We start from the raw sequence: 16,943 nt of genomic DNA on the forward strand, positions 1-16,943 counted from the left end.
CGGTATAACGAACAAAAGGAAACATATGTGAATATGTTAATGTTTTTGTAAATTGTTTGAAAAACTTAAAGGCACGTTACGTTAAATTTTGAGTTAACAATGACCTGGTTCTGGCGAAATGGGCATTTAGTGCTCCACATTGCGATGAATAATGATTACTATTCGCATCTATAATTACGGCAGAGCAATGACCCTGTCGACCGGAAGCCTGTGATGCAGCACCATTTTTTGTTTATCAAAGGAAGTCGTCATGTCATTACGTCATTTTTCTGCTCCACGCCTGCGCCGCTCGTTGTTGCTAACATCACTGCTGCTGGCGGGATCGTTTACCGTTCATGCTGACGAAATGTTGCGTAAGGCTGTGGGCAAAGGCGCCTATGAAATGGCCATCAGCCAGCAGGATAACGCGCTGTGGGTGGCAACCTCCCAGAGCCGTAGCGCCGACAAAGGCGGTGTTATCTATCGCCTCGACCCGCAAACGCTTGAGGCAACGCTTGCGGTGCACAGCGAGGCAAAACCGTTTGGCGCGACTATCAATAACCAGACACAAACCCTGTGGTTCGGCAACAGCGTGAACGGTGCGGTGACGGCGGTTGACGCCAAAACGGGCGAAGTAAAAGGGCGCCTGGCGCTGGATGACCGTAAGCGCAGCGAGACCGTCAAACCGCTGCAGCCGCGCGAGCTGGTGGCGGATGAAAAACACAACACTGTCTATATCAGCGGCGTGGGTAAAGAAAGCGTTATCTGGGTGGTGGACGGTGCAAACCTGACGCTGAAGGCGACCATCAGCGGAACCGGAAATCGCAGCACTGCGCTGGCGCTGGACGGCGATGCGCAGCGTCTGTATACCGTGAGCGCTGATGGCGAGCTGGTGACCATTGATACCGCAAGCAACCGTATTCTCAGCCGTAAAAAGCTGGTGGGCGATAGCAAAGAGCACGCGTTCCTGAACATCGCTCTCGACAGCGCCAGCCATCGAGCATTCATTACCGATTTTAAACAGCCGGAGATGCTGGTGGTGGATTACCGCGACGGTAAGGTGCTGGCGAAGGTTGCCGCGCCGGAGTCACTGGCGGTGCTGTTCAACCCGGTGCGTAACGAAATTTACGCGACCCATCGCAAAGCCGGCAGCGTCAGCGTAATTGACGGTAAAAGTTATAAGGTTGTGAAGACGTTGGATACCCCGACATATCCGAACAGTCTGGCGTTGTCCACGGACGGTAAAACGCTGTATGTGACCGTGAAGCAGGCATCCACACGGGAGAAAGAGGCGGCGCTTGCGGATGATGTCATTCGTATCATGCTGTAATCCTTCATGATGTGTCGCTCCCTTATTCTTCACCGGAGAGGGGAGCGCAATCACCTCCTGTTACAACCCACCGGTAGCCCTTCGTCCCGCAGAGGCTTAAAATCCTTCTCTTTTCAACCGGCTGGCAGCCGGTGATGCATCATGATGGAGAACCAATGAAAAAGCCTTTCTTATTCTTTTTTGCCGGAGCAATGCTGATGGCGTTGGCGGGTTGCAGCAGCAGCTATGTAATGACCACCAAAAGCGGGCAGACGATTGTCACCAATGGGAAACCGCAGCTGGATAAAGAGACCGGGATGACCAGCTATGTCGATCAGGATGGCAATGAGCGGCAGATTAACAGCAACGACGTGGCGCAGTTAATTAAAAACTAAGCCCGGAAGAAAGGTTGCCCGCCGGACGGCGGGCAACAAAAGCAGTGCGGATCAGCGGTTATCCGTTTGTTGCGTCAGGGGGTTGCCCGGCGCATCACGGTGGATGTGGTGAACGCGTTTGCGAACGCCAAACCAGCCCGCCACCAGCAGCACGGCAATCAGCGGAATCGAGGCGATGGTGTAGGTCCCGTTCGGGTAGTCGAACGCCATCAGCACCAGCACGCTCAGCAGGAACAGCAGTGTCAGCCAGGAGGTCACCGGCGCTCCAGGCATGCGGAAGCTCACCGGTGCGCATTTCCCTTCCTGAATCGCCTTACGCAGGCGCATCTGACACACCACGATAAACGCCCAGGTGGCGATAATTCCCAACGACGCGACGTTCAGGACGATTTCGAACACCTGAGACGGCACGAGATAGTTCAGGAATACACCGACCACGTAGACGCAAAGCGTCGCCAGGATCCCGGCGTACGGCACCTGATGACGGCTCATTTTGGACATGAACTGCGGCGCGGAACCGCCCATCGACATCGAGCGCAGAATACGGCCGGTGGAATAGAGTCCGGAGTTCAGGCTGGAGAGCGCCGCCGTCAACACCACGATGTTCATAACGCTGCCGATATACGGCACGCCAAGCTTTGAGAAGAAGGTGACGAACGGGCTTTGTCCCGCCTGGTAGGCGTTCCACGGCAGCAGCAGCACCAGCAGCACCACCGAACCGACGTAGAACAGGCCAATACGCCAGATAACGCTGTTAATCGCTTTTGGCACCATATTTTCCGGGTCTTTACATTCCCCGGCGGCGGTACCGACCAGCTCGATAGAGGCAAAGGCGAAAACGACGCCCTGCACCAGCACCAGCGCAGGCAGCAGGCCATGCGGGAAGAAGCCGCCGTTATCGGTGATCAGATGGAAGCCCGTGGTGCCGCCATCCAGCGGTTTGCCGCTGCCGAGGAACACGGTGCCGACCACCAGAAACACCACAATAGCCAGTACCTTAACCAGCGCGAACCAGAACTCCATTTCAGCGAACCATTTCACGCCGATCATGTTCATGGTGCCGACAACCGCCAGCGCGCCAAGGGCGAACACCCACTGCGGCACATCGCCAAAAGCACCCCAGTAGTGCATATAGAGCGCCACGGCGGTGATATCCACAATACCGGTCATCGCCCAGTTGATGAAGTACATCCACCCGGCGACAAAAGCGGCTTTTTCGCCGAGGAATTCGCGGGCATAGGAGACAAAGCTGCCGCTGGACGGGCGATGCAGCACCAGCTCGCCAAGCGCGCGAAGAATGAAGAAAGAGAAGATACCGCAGACAAGATAAACGATCGCGAGGGACGGCCCCGCCATCTGCAGGCGCGCGCCAGCGCCTAAAAACAACCCGGTGCCGATGGCGCCGCCGATGGCGATCATTTGCACCTGACGGTTGCCCATGGCTTTGTGATACCCCGCATCTTGCGAGTTCAGCCACCGGCGTTTGGCAGCATGATGCTCTGCCGCGATGTTATGTTCGGTGTTCATTATAGTATTCAGATTCCTGTCTTTGCCCTTGTCGGGGTCTAAAGGATTTTTATGACGCAGAAACGAGTGCGTTTAGCATATTGCTCTGTCTTTTCCGGTATTCTGACGTATAGATAAGACAAAACCCGGCGCAGCATCCTACCTGCAAATGTTAAATGACGCAAAAGGTAGCCGCGGCAGGCTACACTTTGAATGGGATGGGGGGCCATATCGATGTCATCACTTTTTGCTTGCCAATGGCGGCGAGGGGACGTACCCCTGCGCGCGCGTTTTTTGCTGTGTGTTGCGCTATTCGCCGCGGTGTTTTCCGCTCGCGCCCAGACGACGGGTGGCGTCATTGAAGAGTATCTGGCGTTGCCGGTGGTGATCCATGGCTACCGCTACACACTGGATACCCTGGTCGTGCGTCCTGATGCTGTAGGCCGTTTTCCGCTGGCGTTGATCGCCCAGGGATCGAGTAGCCCGGAGTTTTCGCCTCAGGATATCCGTCCCGACAGCTTTCGCAGTCTCGCCCATGATTTTGCCCACCGAGGCTGGGTCGCCGCTGTGGTCATGTGGCGCGGCTATGGAACCTCTAGCGGCAGCGTGAGGGATGACGCGGGCAGCTGCAAGGCGCCGGAGGCGGGACTTTTTCTCAGCGATCACGCGGACGACCTGCAGGCGGCGATGATCTCGTTGGCGCATCGTCAGGACGTTGATGCCACCAAAAAGGCGCTGGTGATGGGGTTGTCCATTGGCGGCGTCTCCGCGTTGACGCTGGCTGGACGGGTGACGATGCCGCCCGTCGGCGTGGTGATCAACGTCTCCGGCGGAGTCTATATGGACGCACAGCCGTTTAAACCGAACCCGGCCTGCCACCTGTTTTATGATGACCTGGTGATTGAAATGGGGCGCAACGCGAGCCAGGCGACGGCGATTCCTACGCTGTGGTTATATGCGGCTAACGACCCCTGGTTTTCGCCCCAACTGGTCTGGCGGATGATCTCTGCTTACCGGACGGCGGGCGGTCTTGCCGAACTGAAAACATTTCCGCCGTTTCAGAATGATGGTCACAAAATGATGCTCAGTGAAGCCGGGCGTCGGCTGCTGCTGCCGGAGATCGATCGTTTCTTGCGTGCCCATGGTTTTCCCACCTGGGACGAGCGCCCGTGGGAGGGGTTTCTTGGTCAGTTGAGCTATGACGATCGTGTACAGGTTTACGACTATCTGCGCTCGGGATCGACCGAAAAAGCGCTGGCGAGGGGGCAAAATGGGCAAGGATTTTACTGGTACAGCGGTGCGCCGACCGCCGCTGCCGCGCGGGAGGCAGCGCTGAAATTGTGTCATCAACACACCAACGACGCGTGCACTATCATCGCTGAAAACTTTCAACTTTTCAGCCAATGACGATCAGGGCACAAAGTGTTAATCCAAAGGCCAACAGCATGATAGCGTTGAGGGCTCAGACAATAAGGAGACCGCTATGCCGCACGTAGAGATTAAATGTTTTCCCCGCGACCTGAACGACGAACAAAAAGCCGCACTGGCGGAGGACATCGTGGGAGTGATTATTCGCCACCTTAAGACGAATGACCGTGAAGTCAGTATTTCGCTAAACGAGGTGGGAGAAACCGAGTGGAAATCACAGGTATGGGATACCGAGATTGCCCCGCAGCTGGAGTCGCTGATTAAAAAGCCCGGTTACAGTATGTGACGGAATCCCGGTAGCGACGCCGCTACCGGGCGAAAGTCGTTATTTTTCCGCGGCGCGAATGAGTCGACCGCTGGTGACGAACGTTCCGGCACCAAGATGGTGCAAGGTATTGCGCTTATCGTCGTCAAACTGCCAGCGACCGGCGACGAAGGCCTGCTCATCCGCGGCGGCGGACACAACCTCGCCGAACAGGGTATCGTATTTTTCCTGCGCGCCGGTGGCGGGCAGCAAGCGACACTCCATCCACGCCAGGCACTTCTCCTCAATAAGCGGCAGGCCAAACGCCGGACCCTGGATGACCGGGATGCCGTAGCAGTTGAATTTATCTTCATCACGTCCGCTGACGCTGCCAACGGCGTAGGTCCAGTTCGTCGCCTCAACGCCCGGGACAACGATGCCGAAACGGCCGCTGCGTTCAATCAACTCCCGGGACCAGGCGGATTTATCCACCACGACGGCAATACGTGGCGGGTCGAATTCCACTGGCATTGACCAGGCGGCGGCCATCACGTTGCGCCGCGCGAGCTGCTCGTCATAGCTGGTGATGAGAATAGTCGGACCGTGGTTAAGCAGACGGCAGGCATGTTTTAAGTCCACAGGGCGAAAATGACGCATGACAATTCCTCCGGATGATTTGCTGCATTACACTGCGCGGCGAGGGTGAATGACAAGCACGAACGGTAAAATTTGAGAGCACAAAAACACCGGCCAGCAGGAAAAAATACGTTATAAACAAAACATCGTCATTGCAGGAGGCGCCATGAGCCCATTTTTAACCGCGTATTTTTCCCGTCTTCACTGGACACAGCCGTCAGCGGTCGACCTCGACACGCTGCGGGAACTTCACCTGCGCCATAACTGCACTATCCCCTTTGAAAACCTGGACGTTCTGCTTCCCCGGGAAATTCAGTTAGACGATCAGTCGCTGGAAGATAAGCTGCTTACTGCTCAACGCGGCGGCTACTGCTTTGAGCAAAACGGGCTTTTTGAGCGCGCGCTCAAAGAGGTAGGTTTTAACGTGCGCAGCATACTGGGACGCGTGGTGCTGGCGAACCCGCCGCAGATGCCGCCGCGTACGCACCGGTTGTTGTTGGTGGAACTGGCGGGAGAGCGCTGGATTGCTGACGTCGGTTTCGGCGGGCAGACGCTGACGGCGCCGATTCGCCTGCTGGCGGATAAAGAACAAAGCACGCCGCACGGCGTGTATCGACTGCTCAATGAAGGCAATGACTGGATCCTCCAGTTTCTTCATCACGATCACTGGCAGTCGATGTACCAGTTTGACCTCGGCAATCAGTATTTCACCGACTACGTAATGGGCAATTTCTGGTCAGCTCACTGGCCGCAGTCCCATTTCCGTCACCACCTGTTGGTCTGCCGCCATCTGCCTGACGGCGGCAAGCTGACCCTGACCAACTTCCAGTTCACCCACTGGGATAACGGGCATACAGCAGAAAAACGGACTCTGCCAGATGTCGAAAGTTTGTATTTGCTGCTGCAGGACTCCTTTGGCCTCGGCGTCGACGACAACAAAAACGGCTTTACGCTGGCGGATCTGGCCGCCGTGATGTCGGCGTTTGATACCCATCCCCAAGCAGGAAAATAGGGGCAGTTTTCCGCTTACAACCCCATTCAAACGATTGGCATTTCCGGGGCCGGGAAGCCCGTCGGAAGTCGGGAAGACAAGGTCGATTTTTGCGGTTTCCCGCCAGCTAACACACTGAATTCATGGCGATGGTCACGAGATGAAAAGTGGCTGTCGCCTGATGAAAAGCGTGCGTTTACATAACCTCCTAGATTCAATTCAATCAGATTTACCCCATCAGAAGCATCACCCAAAGAGGAACTCCATGATAAAAAGCTCCCTCCGGCAATGGGTTCTGTTATCCCTGTGCATGGCATCAGGTGCTACAGGTGCTGTTGAAAAACAGGGGGCCACTTTTGCTCAGGCCAATAACCCACTTTCGGACATGAACGGATTCAGCACGCAGAATTATTACACAGGGAAAATCAGTGGTACCGATCAGGACGCAAATCAGCTGTGGCTCCGTTATGCACAGGCTTTTTCTGTAGGCGAAAGTCGATGGGTATACCGTGCTTCATTACCGGTAAACACCTATCCTGTTCCACCAGGGGGAGGACACAGAACAGGGGTTGGTGATTTCAACGTGATTGCATCCTGGTTGATTAATACCGGAACTCGCGGGGTCAGTTTTGGTCTGGGACCACAACTGACGGTACCCACAGCGTCGGATGATGCGACAGGAACCGAAAAATGGTCTGCCGGTCTGGTCAACGTCTTATTTAATGCCAGTTCACCACGATTTCAGTATGGCTATCTGGCCACATGGCAGCATAGTTTCGCCGGGAACGACGATCGCAGTAACGTCAATCTTGGCACCTTCCAGACGGTTATGTTTTACCAGCTTGGCGGGGGGACTTACCTTCGTGCAAGCCCCATATGGGCGTACAACTTCCATAACAATAGTTACAGCGTCCCGTTAGGGTTAGGCGTGGGGCAGGTAATCAAAAAAAGCAAAGCGACATTTAACATCTATGTTGAACCCCAATGGTCAGTGGCTGACCGTGGTCCGGGTCAGCCAAAGTGGCAAGTACTTGCGGGGCTGGGTATCCAGTTTTTTTGATTGAGAGTGATTCCGGTTTCTCCGGATAGGGCGGTGAAGGGCGTTCTCCGCCGCCTTTCACAGTTTTCGCAGCAGGCGTGCCGGGTTTCCGGCGTATACCCCTTTTTCTGTAATCGCGCGCGTCACTACGCTGCCCGCGCCGATCACCGCGCCGTCGCAGATGCTTACCGCCAGAATGGTGGCGCCGCTGCCGATAGACACGTCATTACCAATGTGAATGCGCCCCCAGCTGTTTCGGTCGGGGTTGGGACCGCCGTCACGGAACATGTCGTTGGCGAACATGACCCCATGGCCGATAAAGCAGCGCTTGCCGACAGTGACGTATTCGCAAATAAACGTGTGTGACTGAACTTTGCTGCCTTTGCCAATCTGTGTATGACCCTGGATTTCGACAAACGGGCCGATAAAGACATCGTCCGCCAGCGAGCAGTCATACAGATTGGCGGGTTCATAAATCACCACATTTTCTCCACAGGTGATGTTGCGTATGGCGGTCTGACGAACGGTAGCCATGCTTGCTCCTTGCTAATGTTTGTTCGTGTCAGATTAGCGCCTCGACCGCACAATCTGATACCGACGGGTGAAATACTCCACCGGCGCGCTCCAGACGTGAACCAGTCGGGTGAACGGGAAGATCAGGAAAATGGTCATGCCGAGCACCAGATGCACACGGAACACGAACGCCACGCCGTTGAGGTGTTCGGAAGCGCCGCCCTGGAAGGTCACGACGGCCTGTGCCCAGTCTACCAGCTTCAGCATTTCACTGCCGTCCGGATGTTGTGCGGAAAACGCAATGGTGGTCAGCCCAAGAATGCACTGAATCAGCAAAATGCTGAGGATCAGAATATCCGCGGTAGTGGAAGTGGCCCGCACCCGCGGGTTATACAGGCGACGGATAAGCAGCCCCGCGCCGCCGACCAGCGTCATCACCCCGCACACGCCGCCGAGGATCATCGCCATCAGCTGCTTTTGCGACATTGGCAGGAACCAGGAGTACACCCAATGCGGCGTCAGCATGCCGAAAAAATGGCCGAAAAAGATCCCCAGGATGCCGATATGGAACAGATTCGACCATATCACCATGCCGCGTTTATCCAGCATCTGGCTGGAGGCGGCACGCCAGGTGTACTGGCCATAGTCATAGCGCAGCCAGCTGCCGAGCAGAAACACGGTGCCGCAAAGGTAGGGGTAGATGTCGTAAAAGAAGACGTTGAGGTACTGTATCATTTCGGGCCTCCGGCACGGATGTCGACATACTGCGGCGCGACGTCCTGGCTAAAGCGTCGTTGATAGTTTTGCAGCGGGGAGCTGTCGCAGGCGGTGGCGTTATCTTCGATAAACTTCACCTGCTCCTCTTCCCACACTGCATCCAGCGCCTGACGGGTATCGTCACGCTTCTCGCCAGCCACCTGTTTAGTGACGCCGTCACTTCTTAGAGGGCTGTTCGCCAGCATCAGCAGGGCGTCGAACAGCGCCCACCACGGTGCCTGGCGCTGTTTCAGACGCCCTCCCAGCAGCGCCAGAATGGGCGCGACGTTCTGCAACCCCTCGCGCGCCGCGTCGGGCGTCAGCGTGCTGAGGTACTCCAGATACAGCGGCAGGTGGTCCGGCAGCTCGCGGCAGTCAAGCATCAGTCCTGCCTGCTCATACTGGGCAAGTAAATCCACCATGGCCTGCCCCCGGTCGCGGGATTCGCCGTGAACGTGCTCGAACAGCAGCAGCGACGTGGCGCTGCCGCGCTCGAACAGATCGCACCATTCTTCCTGTTTATCCAGCAGCGGGGCGGCCAGATGCTGCGCCACCCAGGGCTCCAGTTGGGGGGCATCCTCGCGGGCCAGCGCCAGGGCGTCATCGCGGTTTTCCCACAACAGGGCGTCCGGATACTCCAGCAGCAGGGCGATAAGCTTAAGGACTGGCATTATTCGCCCTCCCCATGCTGGCGCACGCCGGAAACGTCGATCGCGTCGATACGGCGGCTGTTGAACAGGTTGAACTTGGTGTCGGAGCCGTGGCAGCCGTCGCCAAAGCTGAAGCCGCAGCCGTTGCGTTCCGGGAAGGCTTCACGCGCCAGCTCGCGGTGGCTGGTGGGGATCACGAAGCGGTCCTCGTAGTTGGCGATGGCGAGGTAGCGGTACATCTCTTCGACCTGCTCAACGCTCAGGCCGGTCTCTTCCAGCGCGCGGGTGTCCGTCACGCCCTCGACGGTTTGCGAACGCTTGTAATGACGCATAGCCATCATGCGCTTGAGCGCACGCAGCACCGGGCCGGTATCGCCCGCGCTCAGCATATTGGCGAGGTATTGTACCGGAATACGCAGGCTCTCCACCTCCGGCAGAATGCTGCCGTTGTTCGGCAGCCCGCCCGCATCGGCCACGGACTGGATAGGCGACAGCGGCGGTACATACCAGACCATCGGCAGGGTGCGGTACTCCGGGTGCAGCGGCAGGGCGAGCTGCCACTCCATCGCCAGCTTATAGACCGGCGACTGCTGAGCGGCCTCGATAACGTTATGCGCAATGCCCTGTTTCAGCGCTTCTTCAATCACGTTCGGGTCGTGCGGGTTGAGAAACACGTCGCACTGGCGCTGGTACAGATCGGTCTCATGCTCGGTGCTGGCGGCTTCTTCGATACGGTCAGCGTCATACAGCAGTACGCCGAGGTAGCGAATACGGCCGACGCAGGTTTCGGAGCAGACGGTCGGCTGGCCGGATTCAATGCGCGGGTAGCAGAAGATGCATTTTTCCGACTTTCCGCTTTTCCAGTTGAAGTAGATTTTCTTGTACGGGCAGCCGCTAATGCACATCCGCCAGCCGCGGCATTTGTCCTGGTCGATAAGCACGATGCCGTCCTCCTCGCGCTTATAGATAGCGCCGCTCGGGCAGGTGGCGACACAGCTTGGGTTCAGGCAGTGCTCGCACAGGCGCGGCAGGTACATCATGAAGGTATTCTCGAACTGGCCGTACATCTCCTTTTGCATGGCCTCGAAGTTGCGGTCTTTGGCGCGTTTCTCGAACTCGCCGCCGAGCAGCTCCTCCCAGTTCGGGCCCCATTCGATTTTATCGATGCGCTCGCCGCTGATGAGCGAGCGCGGGCGGGCGGTCGGCAGGTGTTTGCCTTCCGGCGCGCGTTGCAGGTCCTGGTAATCGTAGGTAAACGGCTCGTAGTAGTCGTCGATGCCCGGCAGCGACGGGTTGGCGAAGATTTTCGCCAGCACCCCCACGCGGCCGCCGAGGCGGGGCGTCAGCTTGCCGTGAATGCCGCGGACCCAGCCGCCTTGCCACTGCTCCTGGTCTTCCCAGTTTTTCGGATAACCAATGCCGGGCTTAGTTTCCACGTTATTGAACCACGCGTACTCCATCCCTTCACGCCCGGTCCAGACGTTCTTACAGGTGACGGAGCAGGTGTGACAGCCGATGCATTTGTCGAGATTGAGTACCATACCTACTTGCGAACGGATCTTCATTTTTTCGCCTCCTGTACCTGATCCCGACCTTCGTCGTCCAGCCAGTTAATATTTTTCATTTTGCGGATCATGATGAACTCGTCGCGGTTGGAGCCGACGGTGCCGTAGTAGTTAAAGCCCCATGCCAGTTGAGCGTAGCCGCCAATCATATGGGTTGGTTTCGGGCAGATGCGGGTGACCGAGTTGTGGATGCCGCCGCGCCGTCCGGTGACTTCGGAGCCGGGGATGTTCATGATTCGCTCCTGCGCGTGGTACATCATGGTCATGCCCGGCGGCACGCGTTGGCTGACGACCGCACGGGCGGTGAGCGCGCCGTTGGCGTTGAAGGCCTCAATCCAGTCGTTGTCGGCGATACCCAGCTCCCGGGCGTCGGTTTCGCTTATCCAGACGATCGGCCCGCCGCGCGACAGCGTCAGCATCAGCAGGTTCTCGCTGTAGGTGGAGTGGATGCCCCATTTCTGGTGCGGTGTCAGGAAGTTCAGCGCTTTCTCCGGGAAGCCGTTCGGCGGGATCGCCTTCATATGGCTGACGCTGCGGGTATCAATCGGCGGACGGTAGGCCACCAGGCTTTCGCCAAAGGCGCGCATCCACGGATGGTCCTGATACAGCTGCTGGCGGCCCGAGACGGTGCGCCACGGGATCAGCTCATGGACGTTGGTGTACCCGGCGTTATAGGAGACGTGCTCGCTTTCAAGGCCGGACCACGTCGGGCTGGAGATGATTTTGCGCGGCTGAGCGACGATATCGCGAAAGCGGATCTTCTCGTCTTCTTTGTTGATGGCCAGATGACGGTGATCGCGACCGGTGAATTTACCCAGCGCTTCCCAGGCCTTCACCGCCACCTGTCCGTTGGTTTCCGGCGCCAGCGCGAGGATAACCTCGGAGGCGTCAATCGCGGTTTCGATGCGCGGGCGGCCTTTGGCCGGACCGTCGAGCTTGACGTAGTTCAGCTTGCCGAGGAAATCGACCTCGGTTTGCGTCTGCCAGGCGATGCCTTTGCCGCCGTTGCCGAGTTTATCCATCAACGGACCCAGCGAGGTGAAACGCTCGTACGTCGCCGGGTAATCCCGCTCCACGACCAGAATGTTGGGCGCGGTTTTCCCTGGCAGCAGCGCGCATTCGCCTTTGCGCCAGTCGGCCACGCCGAACGGCTGCGACAGCTCAGCCGGGGTGTCGTGCAACAACGGCTGCAGAACCACATCGGTTTCCTGACCCAGGTGGCCAACGCAGATCGTCGAAAAGGCGTTGGCGATCCCTTTGTAGATATCCCAGTCGCTTTTCGCCTCCCAGGCCGGGTCGACCGCGGCCGTGAGCGGATGGATAAACGGATGCATGTCCGAGGTGTTCATGTCGTCCTTTTCATACCAGGTCGCGGTCGGCAGGACGATATCGGAAAACAGGCAGGTGCTGGACATGCGGAAATCGAGCGTCACCAGCAGGTCAAGTTTGCCCTCGATGGCGGCGGTCTGCCATTCCACCTCTTCCGGTTTCACGTCGTCGCTGTCGCCAAACGCCTCCCCCTGAATGCCGCTGTCGGTGCCGAGCAGGTACTTGAGCATATATTCATGCCCTTTACCGGAGGAGCCGAGCAGGTTGGAGCGCCAGATAAACAGGTTACGCGGATGGTTTTTTCCGCTGTCAGGCTGCTCGCAGGCCATGCGAATTTCACCTGTACGCAGCGCCTGGGCGGTGTAATCGGCAGGCGACACGCCCGCTGCTGCCGCCATCTGCTTGACTGTCAGCGGGTTAATGTTGAGCTGCGGCGCTGACGGCAGCCAGCCCATGCGCTCGGCGCGGACGTTGAAATCAATCAGGTGGCCGGAGAACCGGCTGGCGTCGGCCAGCGGCGACAGCAGCTCGCGGGCGGTCAGCTTTTCATAACGCCACTGGCTGGCATGGTTGTAGAAAAACGAGGTGCTGTTCATCTGGCGCGGAGGACGGTTCCAGTCCAGCGCAAAGGCCAGCGGCAGCCAGCCGGTCTGCGGGCGCAGTTTTTCCTGACCGACATAGTGCGCCCAGCCGCCGCCGCTCTGGCCCACGCAGCCGCAGAACACCAGCATGTTGATCATACCGCGGTAGTTCATGTCCATGTGGTACCAGTGGTTCACACCGGCACCGAGGATTATCATCGACCGGCCATGGGTCTTGTGCGCCGTATCGGCGAATTCGCGGGCGATCTGCGCAATATGTCGCTGCGGTACGCCGGTTATCTGCTCGGCCCACGCTGGGCTGTAGGCTTTCACCTCGTTATAATCGCTCGCCGCCAGCGGGTCGTTGAGCCCACGATCCAGCCCGTAGTTCGCCAGCACCAGGTCGTAAACGCTGACCACCCGGGCTGTCGTGCCGTTGTGGAGCGTCAGCGTTTTTGTCGGCAGCTTGCGTACCAGCACGGGCTCTTGCTTGACGCTGCGAAAATGCGGGTTCTCATTACCGCCGAAGTAGGGGAATGCAACGCCAGTGACGTCATCATGGATGCCGAGCAGGGTGAGCTGCAGCTCGGTTTCCTGGCCTGCCGCCAGCGCCTCAAGATTCCATTTTCCCTGCTCGCCCCAGCGAAAACCGATGGAGCCGTTAGGCGCCACCAGTGCGCCTGCGGCGTTGAGCGCCACGGTTTTCCACTGCGGATTATTGGCTTCGCCGAGGTTACCGACCAGGTCGGAGGCGCGCAGCATCCGGCCCGGCTCGTAGCTGCCGTCGTCGCGGGCATCAAGCAAAACCAGCATCGGCATGTCGGTGTAGCGACGACAGTAGTTGATAAAGTAGTCGCTGGGGTTATCGAGATGAAACTCTTTGAGGATCACGTGACCCATCGCCATCGCCAGCGCGCTGTCGGTGCCCTGTTTCGGCGCCAGCCACTGGTCACACAGTTTCGCCACTTCCGAGTAATCCGGGGTGATGGCGATGGTCTTGGTGCCCTTGTAGCGCACCTCGGTAAAAAAGTGGGCGTCCGGGGTGCGGGTCTGCGGCACGTTGGAGCCCCAGGCAATGATATAGCTGGAGTTGTACCAGTCGGCAGACTCCGGCACGTCGGTCTGTTCGCCCCAGGTCATGGGCGAGGCGGGCGGTAAGTCGCAGTACCAGTCGTAGAAGCTCAGGCAGGTGCCGCCGAGCAAGGACAGGTAGCGGGTGCCCGCCGCGTAGGAGACCATCGACATCGCCGGGATCGGTGAAAAGCCCGCCACGCGGTCGGGGCCGTAGTGTTTGATGGTCCAGACGTTGGCGGCGGCGATAAGTGCGTTCAGCTCTTGCCAGGTGGATCGTACGAAACCGCCGTGGCCGCGCGCCTGCTTGTAGCGCCGACATTTTTCCGGGTCCTGCATAATCGAGCCCCACGCCAGAACCGGATCGCTGTGCTGCGAGAGCGCCTCGCGCCACAGGGCAATCAGGCTTTTACGGATCTGCGGGTACTTTAGCCGGTTGGCGCTGTAGAGGTACCAGGAGTAGCTGGCGCCGCGCGGGCAGCCGCGGGGTTCGTGGTTGGGTAAATCGGGGCGGGTGCGGGGGTAGTCGGTTTGCTGTGTCTCCCAGGTGACGAGACCGTTTTTGACGTAGATTTTCCAGCTGCAGGAGCCGGTACAGTTAACGCCGTGGGTGGATCGCACAATTTTATCGAATTGCCAGCGCTGGCGATAGCTGTCTTCCCAGTCGCGGTTGTTGTTCATTACCTGTCCATGGCCGTTGGCGAAAGTCTCGCCTTTTTGCTTAAAGTAACGGAAGCGATCCAGTAGTTTGCTCATGACATTTCTCCTGACGGGGCAGAGCCTGCCCCGGGGTTACACTGCTCACGCTGTTCTGATTTATGCTTTTGGCGACGTACGTCGACCGTAAACGGCCCAGGTCACCACCACGCAGACGATGTAAAACACCAGAAAAACCTTCATAGCGCCGACGGGGGAACCGGTCATGGCAAGCGAGGTACCGAAGGCTTTTGGGATGAAAAAGCCGCCGACTGCGCCGATGGCGGAGATAAAACCCAGCGCCGCCGCGGTGTCGGTCACCGCTTCCTGCTGCGCCTGCTCATCGCTGCCGCCGCGCTTTTTCACCCGGGCGATGGTTATCTGGCGGAAAATAATGGCGATCATCTGGAACGTGGAGCCGCTGCCGAGACCGGCGGTCAGGAACAGCCCCATGAAGACTATGTAGAAGGTGATGAAATTTCCCTGCGAGCCGCCGCCGGGCAACGTCAGAAACAGCAGGGCGGTAAACAGCGCCATAAAGACGAAATTCACCAGCGTCACCCGCACGCCGCCGAGCTTGTCGGAGATAACACCGCCTGCCGAGCGCGCCAGCGCGCCGAGGAAGGGGCCAAAGAAGGCCAGCTTCAGGATATTGACGTCCGGGAACTGGGTTTTAGACAGCATGGCGAAACCTGCCGAAAAACCAATGAATGAGCCGAAGGTCGCCAGATACAGCAGCGCCAGCACCCACATATGCAGTCTGCCCAGCACCGGCAACTGGTCTGCGACCGAGGCTTTCGAACTGGCGATATCGTTCATCCCAAACCAGGCGGCCAGGGTGGCGATGAGCAGCAGAGGAGCCCAGACCCAGGCCGCATTGGCAAGCCACATCGTCGAGCCGTCGCCCTGCGGCGCGCCGTGGACGCCGAGAAAAGTGAAGATCGGTAAAAAGATCACCGCCGGGGCAACCATTTGCATCACGCTGACGCCAAGGTTGCCGAGACCGCCGTTGACGCCAAGCGCGCTGCCCTGTTTGGCTTTCGGAAAGAAAAAGCTGATGTTGCCCATGCTGGAGGCGAAATTGGCCCCGGCAAATCCACACAGCAACGCAATAACAATAAATACCCAATACGGGGTAGCGGTATTTTGAATTGCGATACCAAGCCAGATGCAGGGAATAATCAGGATTACCGTGCTTATTACCGTCCAGTAACGGCCGCCAAATATAGGTACCATAAAGGAGTAGGGCACGCGTAATATTGCGCCGGATAAAGAAGGAAGTGCTGTTAATAAAAACAGCTCATCGGTAGTAAAATTAAATCCGACTTTATTCAGGTTGACCGACACGGCGCTGAACAACATCCATACACAGAAGGCCAGTAGCAGGCAAGCGACAGAAATCCATAGGTTTCTTCGGGCGATCTGTTTGCCCTTATTCTCCCAAAATGCCGGATTTTCTGGCTTCCAGTTGCTCAAAAGATAATGATTATTCTTCTCACTTTGTTGTGACATATCGCCCTCGACTGCACCAGCATATGATTGAAAATAAGCAAAAAGAAAATGGCAGAACCTGGACTCTGCAGATGGGATTGAATTTTATGGTGATGTGAATGAAGGATAGATAAAAAAGGACGACCTCGCGAATAGCCGTCGAATATCGGGTTGCTTAAGTGTTACCAATTGTAACTATAATGAGCGCTACGAAAATAACTCAAGTTGAATAACGTGGTGCAGGTGACGGGTGAATGCGGCATCATCCACTTCCGGCATTCCCAGCACGTAAATACCGTCCAGCCCACAGACCAGAGAAATCAGCCGCCAGGCGATATTTTCGGCGCTATCGCGCAGGGTAAATTCGCCAGCCGCATGGCCTGCGTTAATTATCCTGACCGCTTCGTCATGCCACAGGTTCATGGTCAGCAGGTATGCGCTTTTGATTTCCGGGTCGCTGTCGGCCAGCAGCTGCGCCTGACGCCACAGGCGGATGTAAGGTTCCAGCCATCCGTCTTCGCTGCCGAGCGTGGAAAACAGCTGTTCGCGCCAGTTGGCAGTGCGCGTGAGACGCTGCCGCTCCATCATCTCGCGGATCACGCGCACAAACGCCTGGGATTTAAGCTCGCCGGAGGAGGCGAAGTGGTGATGGACCTGGCCTGCGGCGACACCTGCGGCGGTAGCGATATTGCGCACCGTCATTCCGGTAAATCCCTGATCCAGCGCCACGCGCATGGCGGCTTGCATGATGGTTTCCCGACGTT

15 protein-coding genes are annotated in these 16,943 nt (G+C 57.7%); 6 read left to right on the plus strand and 9 right to left on the minus strand.

The annotated features are described in order from the left end of the window. Positions 1-250: 250 nt before the first annotated feature. Both JO226_RS17545 and JO226_RS17550 read left to right on the plus strand, forming a co-directional pair. Positions 251-1,309 (plus strand): YncE family protein, encoded by a 1,059-nt coding sequence (locus tag JO226_RS17545; protein ID WP_293607450.1) that lies wholly within the window; start codon positions 251-253, stop codon positions 1,307-1,309. Between the two features lie 155 nt (positions 1,310-1,464). Then, positions 1,465-1,683, plus strand: a complete 219-nt coding sequence (locus JO226_RS17550) for a YgdI/YgdR family lipoprotein (protein ID WP_293607452.1) — start codon at positions 1,465-1,467, stop codon at positions 1,681-1,683. A gap of 51 nt (positions 1,684-1,734) precedes the next feature. Here the strand turns inward: JO226_RS17550 and ansP are convergent, their stop codons facing one another. Next, complete coding sequence (gene ansP, locus JO226_RS17555; protein WP_293607454.1) at positions 1,735-3,210, minus strand: L-asparagine permease; 1,476 nt, start codon at positions 3,208-3,210, stop codon at positions 1,735-1,737. Positions 3,211-3,423: 213 nt separating this feature from the next. Between ansP and JO226_RS17560 the strand changes: the two genes are divergently transcribed. Then, positions 3,424-4,596, plus strand: coding sequence for a hypothetical protein (locus tag JO226_RS17560; RefSeq protein WP_293607456.1), 1,173 nt, complete (start codon positions 3,424-3,426; stop codon positions 4,594-4,596). Between the two features lie 76 nt (positions 4,597-4,672). After that, positions 4,673-4,903 (plus strand): tautomerase PptA, encoded by a 231-nt coding sequence (gene pptA, locus JO226_RS17565; RefSeq protein WP_293607458.1) that lies wholly within the window; start codon positions 4,673-4,675, stop codon positions 4,901-4,903. A 39-nt stretch (positions 4,904-4,942) separates the two neighbouring features. Here pptA and JO226_RS17570 read toward each other — a convergent pair whose 3' ends face one another. After that, on the minus strand, positions 4,943-5,518 hold the full coding sequence (locus JO226_RS17570; protein WP_293607460.1) for a flavin reductase family protein: 576 nt from the start codon (positions 5,516-5,518) through the stop codon (positions 4,943-4,945). Positions 5,519-5,663: 145 nt separating this feature from the next. On the opposite strand from JO226_RS17570, the gene nhoA reads away from it, so the two are divergent. Together nhoA and JO226_RS17580 are read left to right on the plus strand one after the other, a co-directional pair. Continuing rightward, positions 5,664-6,509, plus strand: coding sequence for an N-hydroxyarylamine O-acetyltransferase (nhoA, locus tag JO226_RS17575; protein WP_293607462.1), 846 nt, complete (start codon positions 5,664-5,666; stop codon positions 6,507-6,509). A 244-nt stretch (positions 6,510-6,753) separates the two neighbouring features. Beyond that, on the plus strand, positions 6,754-7,548 hold the full coding sequence (locus JO226_RS17580; protein ID WP_293607464.1) for a hypothetical protein: 795 nt from the start codon (positions 6,754-6,756) through the stop codon (positions 7,546-7,548). Between the two features lie 57 nt (positions 7,549-7,605). On the opposite strand, the gene JO226_RS17585 is transcribed toward JO226_RS17580, so the two are convergent. From JO226_RS17585 to JO226_RS17615, 7 genes are all read right to left on the minus strand, one after another. Next, the gene (locus JO226_RS17585) at positions 7,606-8,061 is read right to left on the minus strand and encodes an acyltransferase (protein ID WP_293607466.1); all 456 of its coding nucleotides are present in this window, start codon (positions 8,059-8,061) and stop codon (positions 7,606-7,608) included. A 33-nt stretch (positions 8,062-8,094) separates the two neighbouring features. After that, positions 8,095-8,775, minus strand: coding sequence for a respiratory nitrate reductase subunit gamma (gene narI, locus JO226_RS17590; protein ID WP_293607467.1), 681 nt, complete (start codon positions 8,773-8,775; stop codon positions 8,095-8,097). Beyond that, positions 8,772-9,467: a nitrate reductase molybdenum cofactor assembly chaperone gene (gene narW / locus JO226_RS17595; RefSeq protein ID WP_293607468.1), complete on the minus strand. Its 696-nt coding sequence runs from the start codon at positions 9,465-9,467 to the stop codon at positions 8,772-8,774. The genes narI and narW overlap by 4 nt, the downstream gene beginning before the upstream one ends. Then, positions 9,467-11,011: a nitrate reductase subunit beta gene (narH, locus tag JO226_RS17600; RefSeq protein ID WP_293607470.1), complete on the minus strand. Its 1,545-nt coding sequence runs from the start codon at positions 11,009-11,011 to the stop codon at positions 9,467-9,469. The genes narW and narH overlap by 1 nt, the downstream gene beginning before the upstream one ends. Continuing rightward, positions 11,008-14,748, minus strand: a complete 3,741-nt coding sequence (locus tag JO226_RS17605) for a nitrate reductase subunit alpha (RefSeq protein ID WP_293607472.1) — start codon at positions 14,746-14,748, stop codon at positions 11,008-11,010. Before JO226_RS17605 ends, narH begins: the two co-directional genes overlap by 4 nt. A 60-nt stretch (positions 14,749-14,808) precedes the next feature. Then, positions 14,809-16,200 (minus strand): NarK family nitrate/nitrite MFS transporter, encoded by a 1,392-nt coding sequence (locus JO226_RS17610; protein WP_293607474.1) that lies wholly within the window; start codon positions 16,198-16,200, stop codon positions 14,809-14,811. Positions 16,201-16,386: 186 nt separating this feature from the next. Continuing rightward, a partial coding sequence (locus JO226_RS17615; RefSeq protein ID WP_293607476.1) for a TetR family transcriptional regulator occupies positions 16,387-16,943 on the minus strand: 557 nt, incomplete at its 5' end.

The organism is Pluralibacter sp., from assembly GCF_019237635.1.
In the GTDB taxonomy this organism is placed as follows: Bacteria; Pseudomonadota; Gammaproteobacteria; order Enterobacterales; family Enterobacteriaceae; genus Enterobacter_B.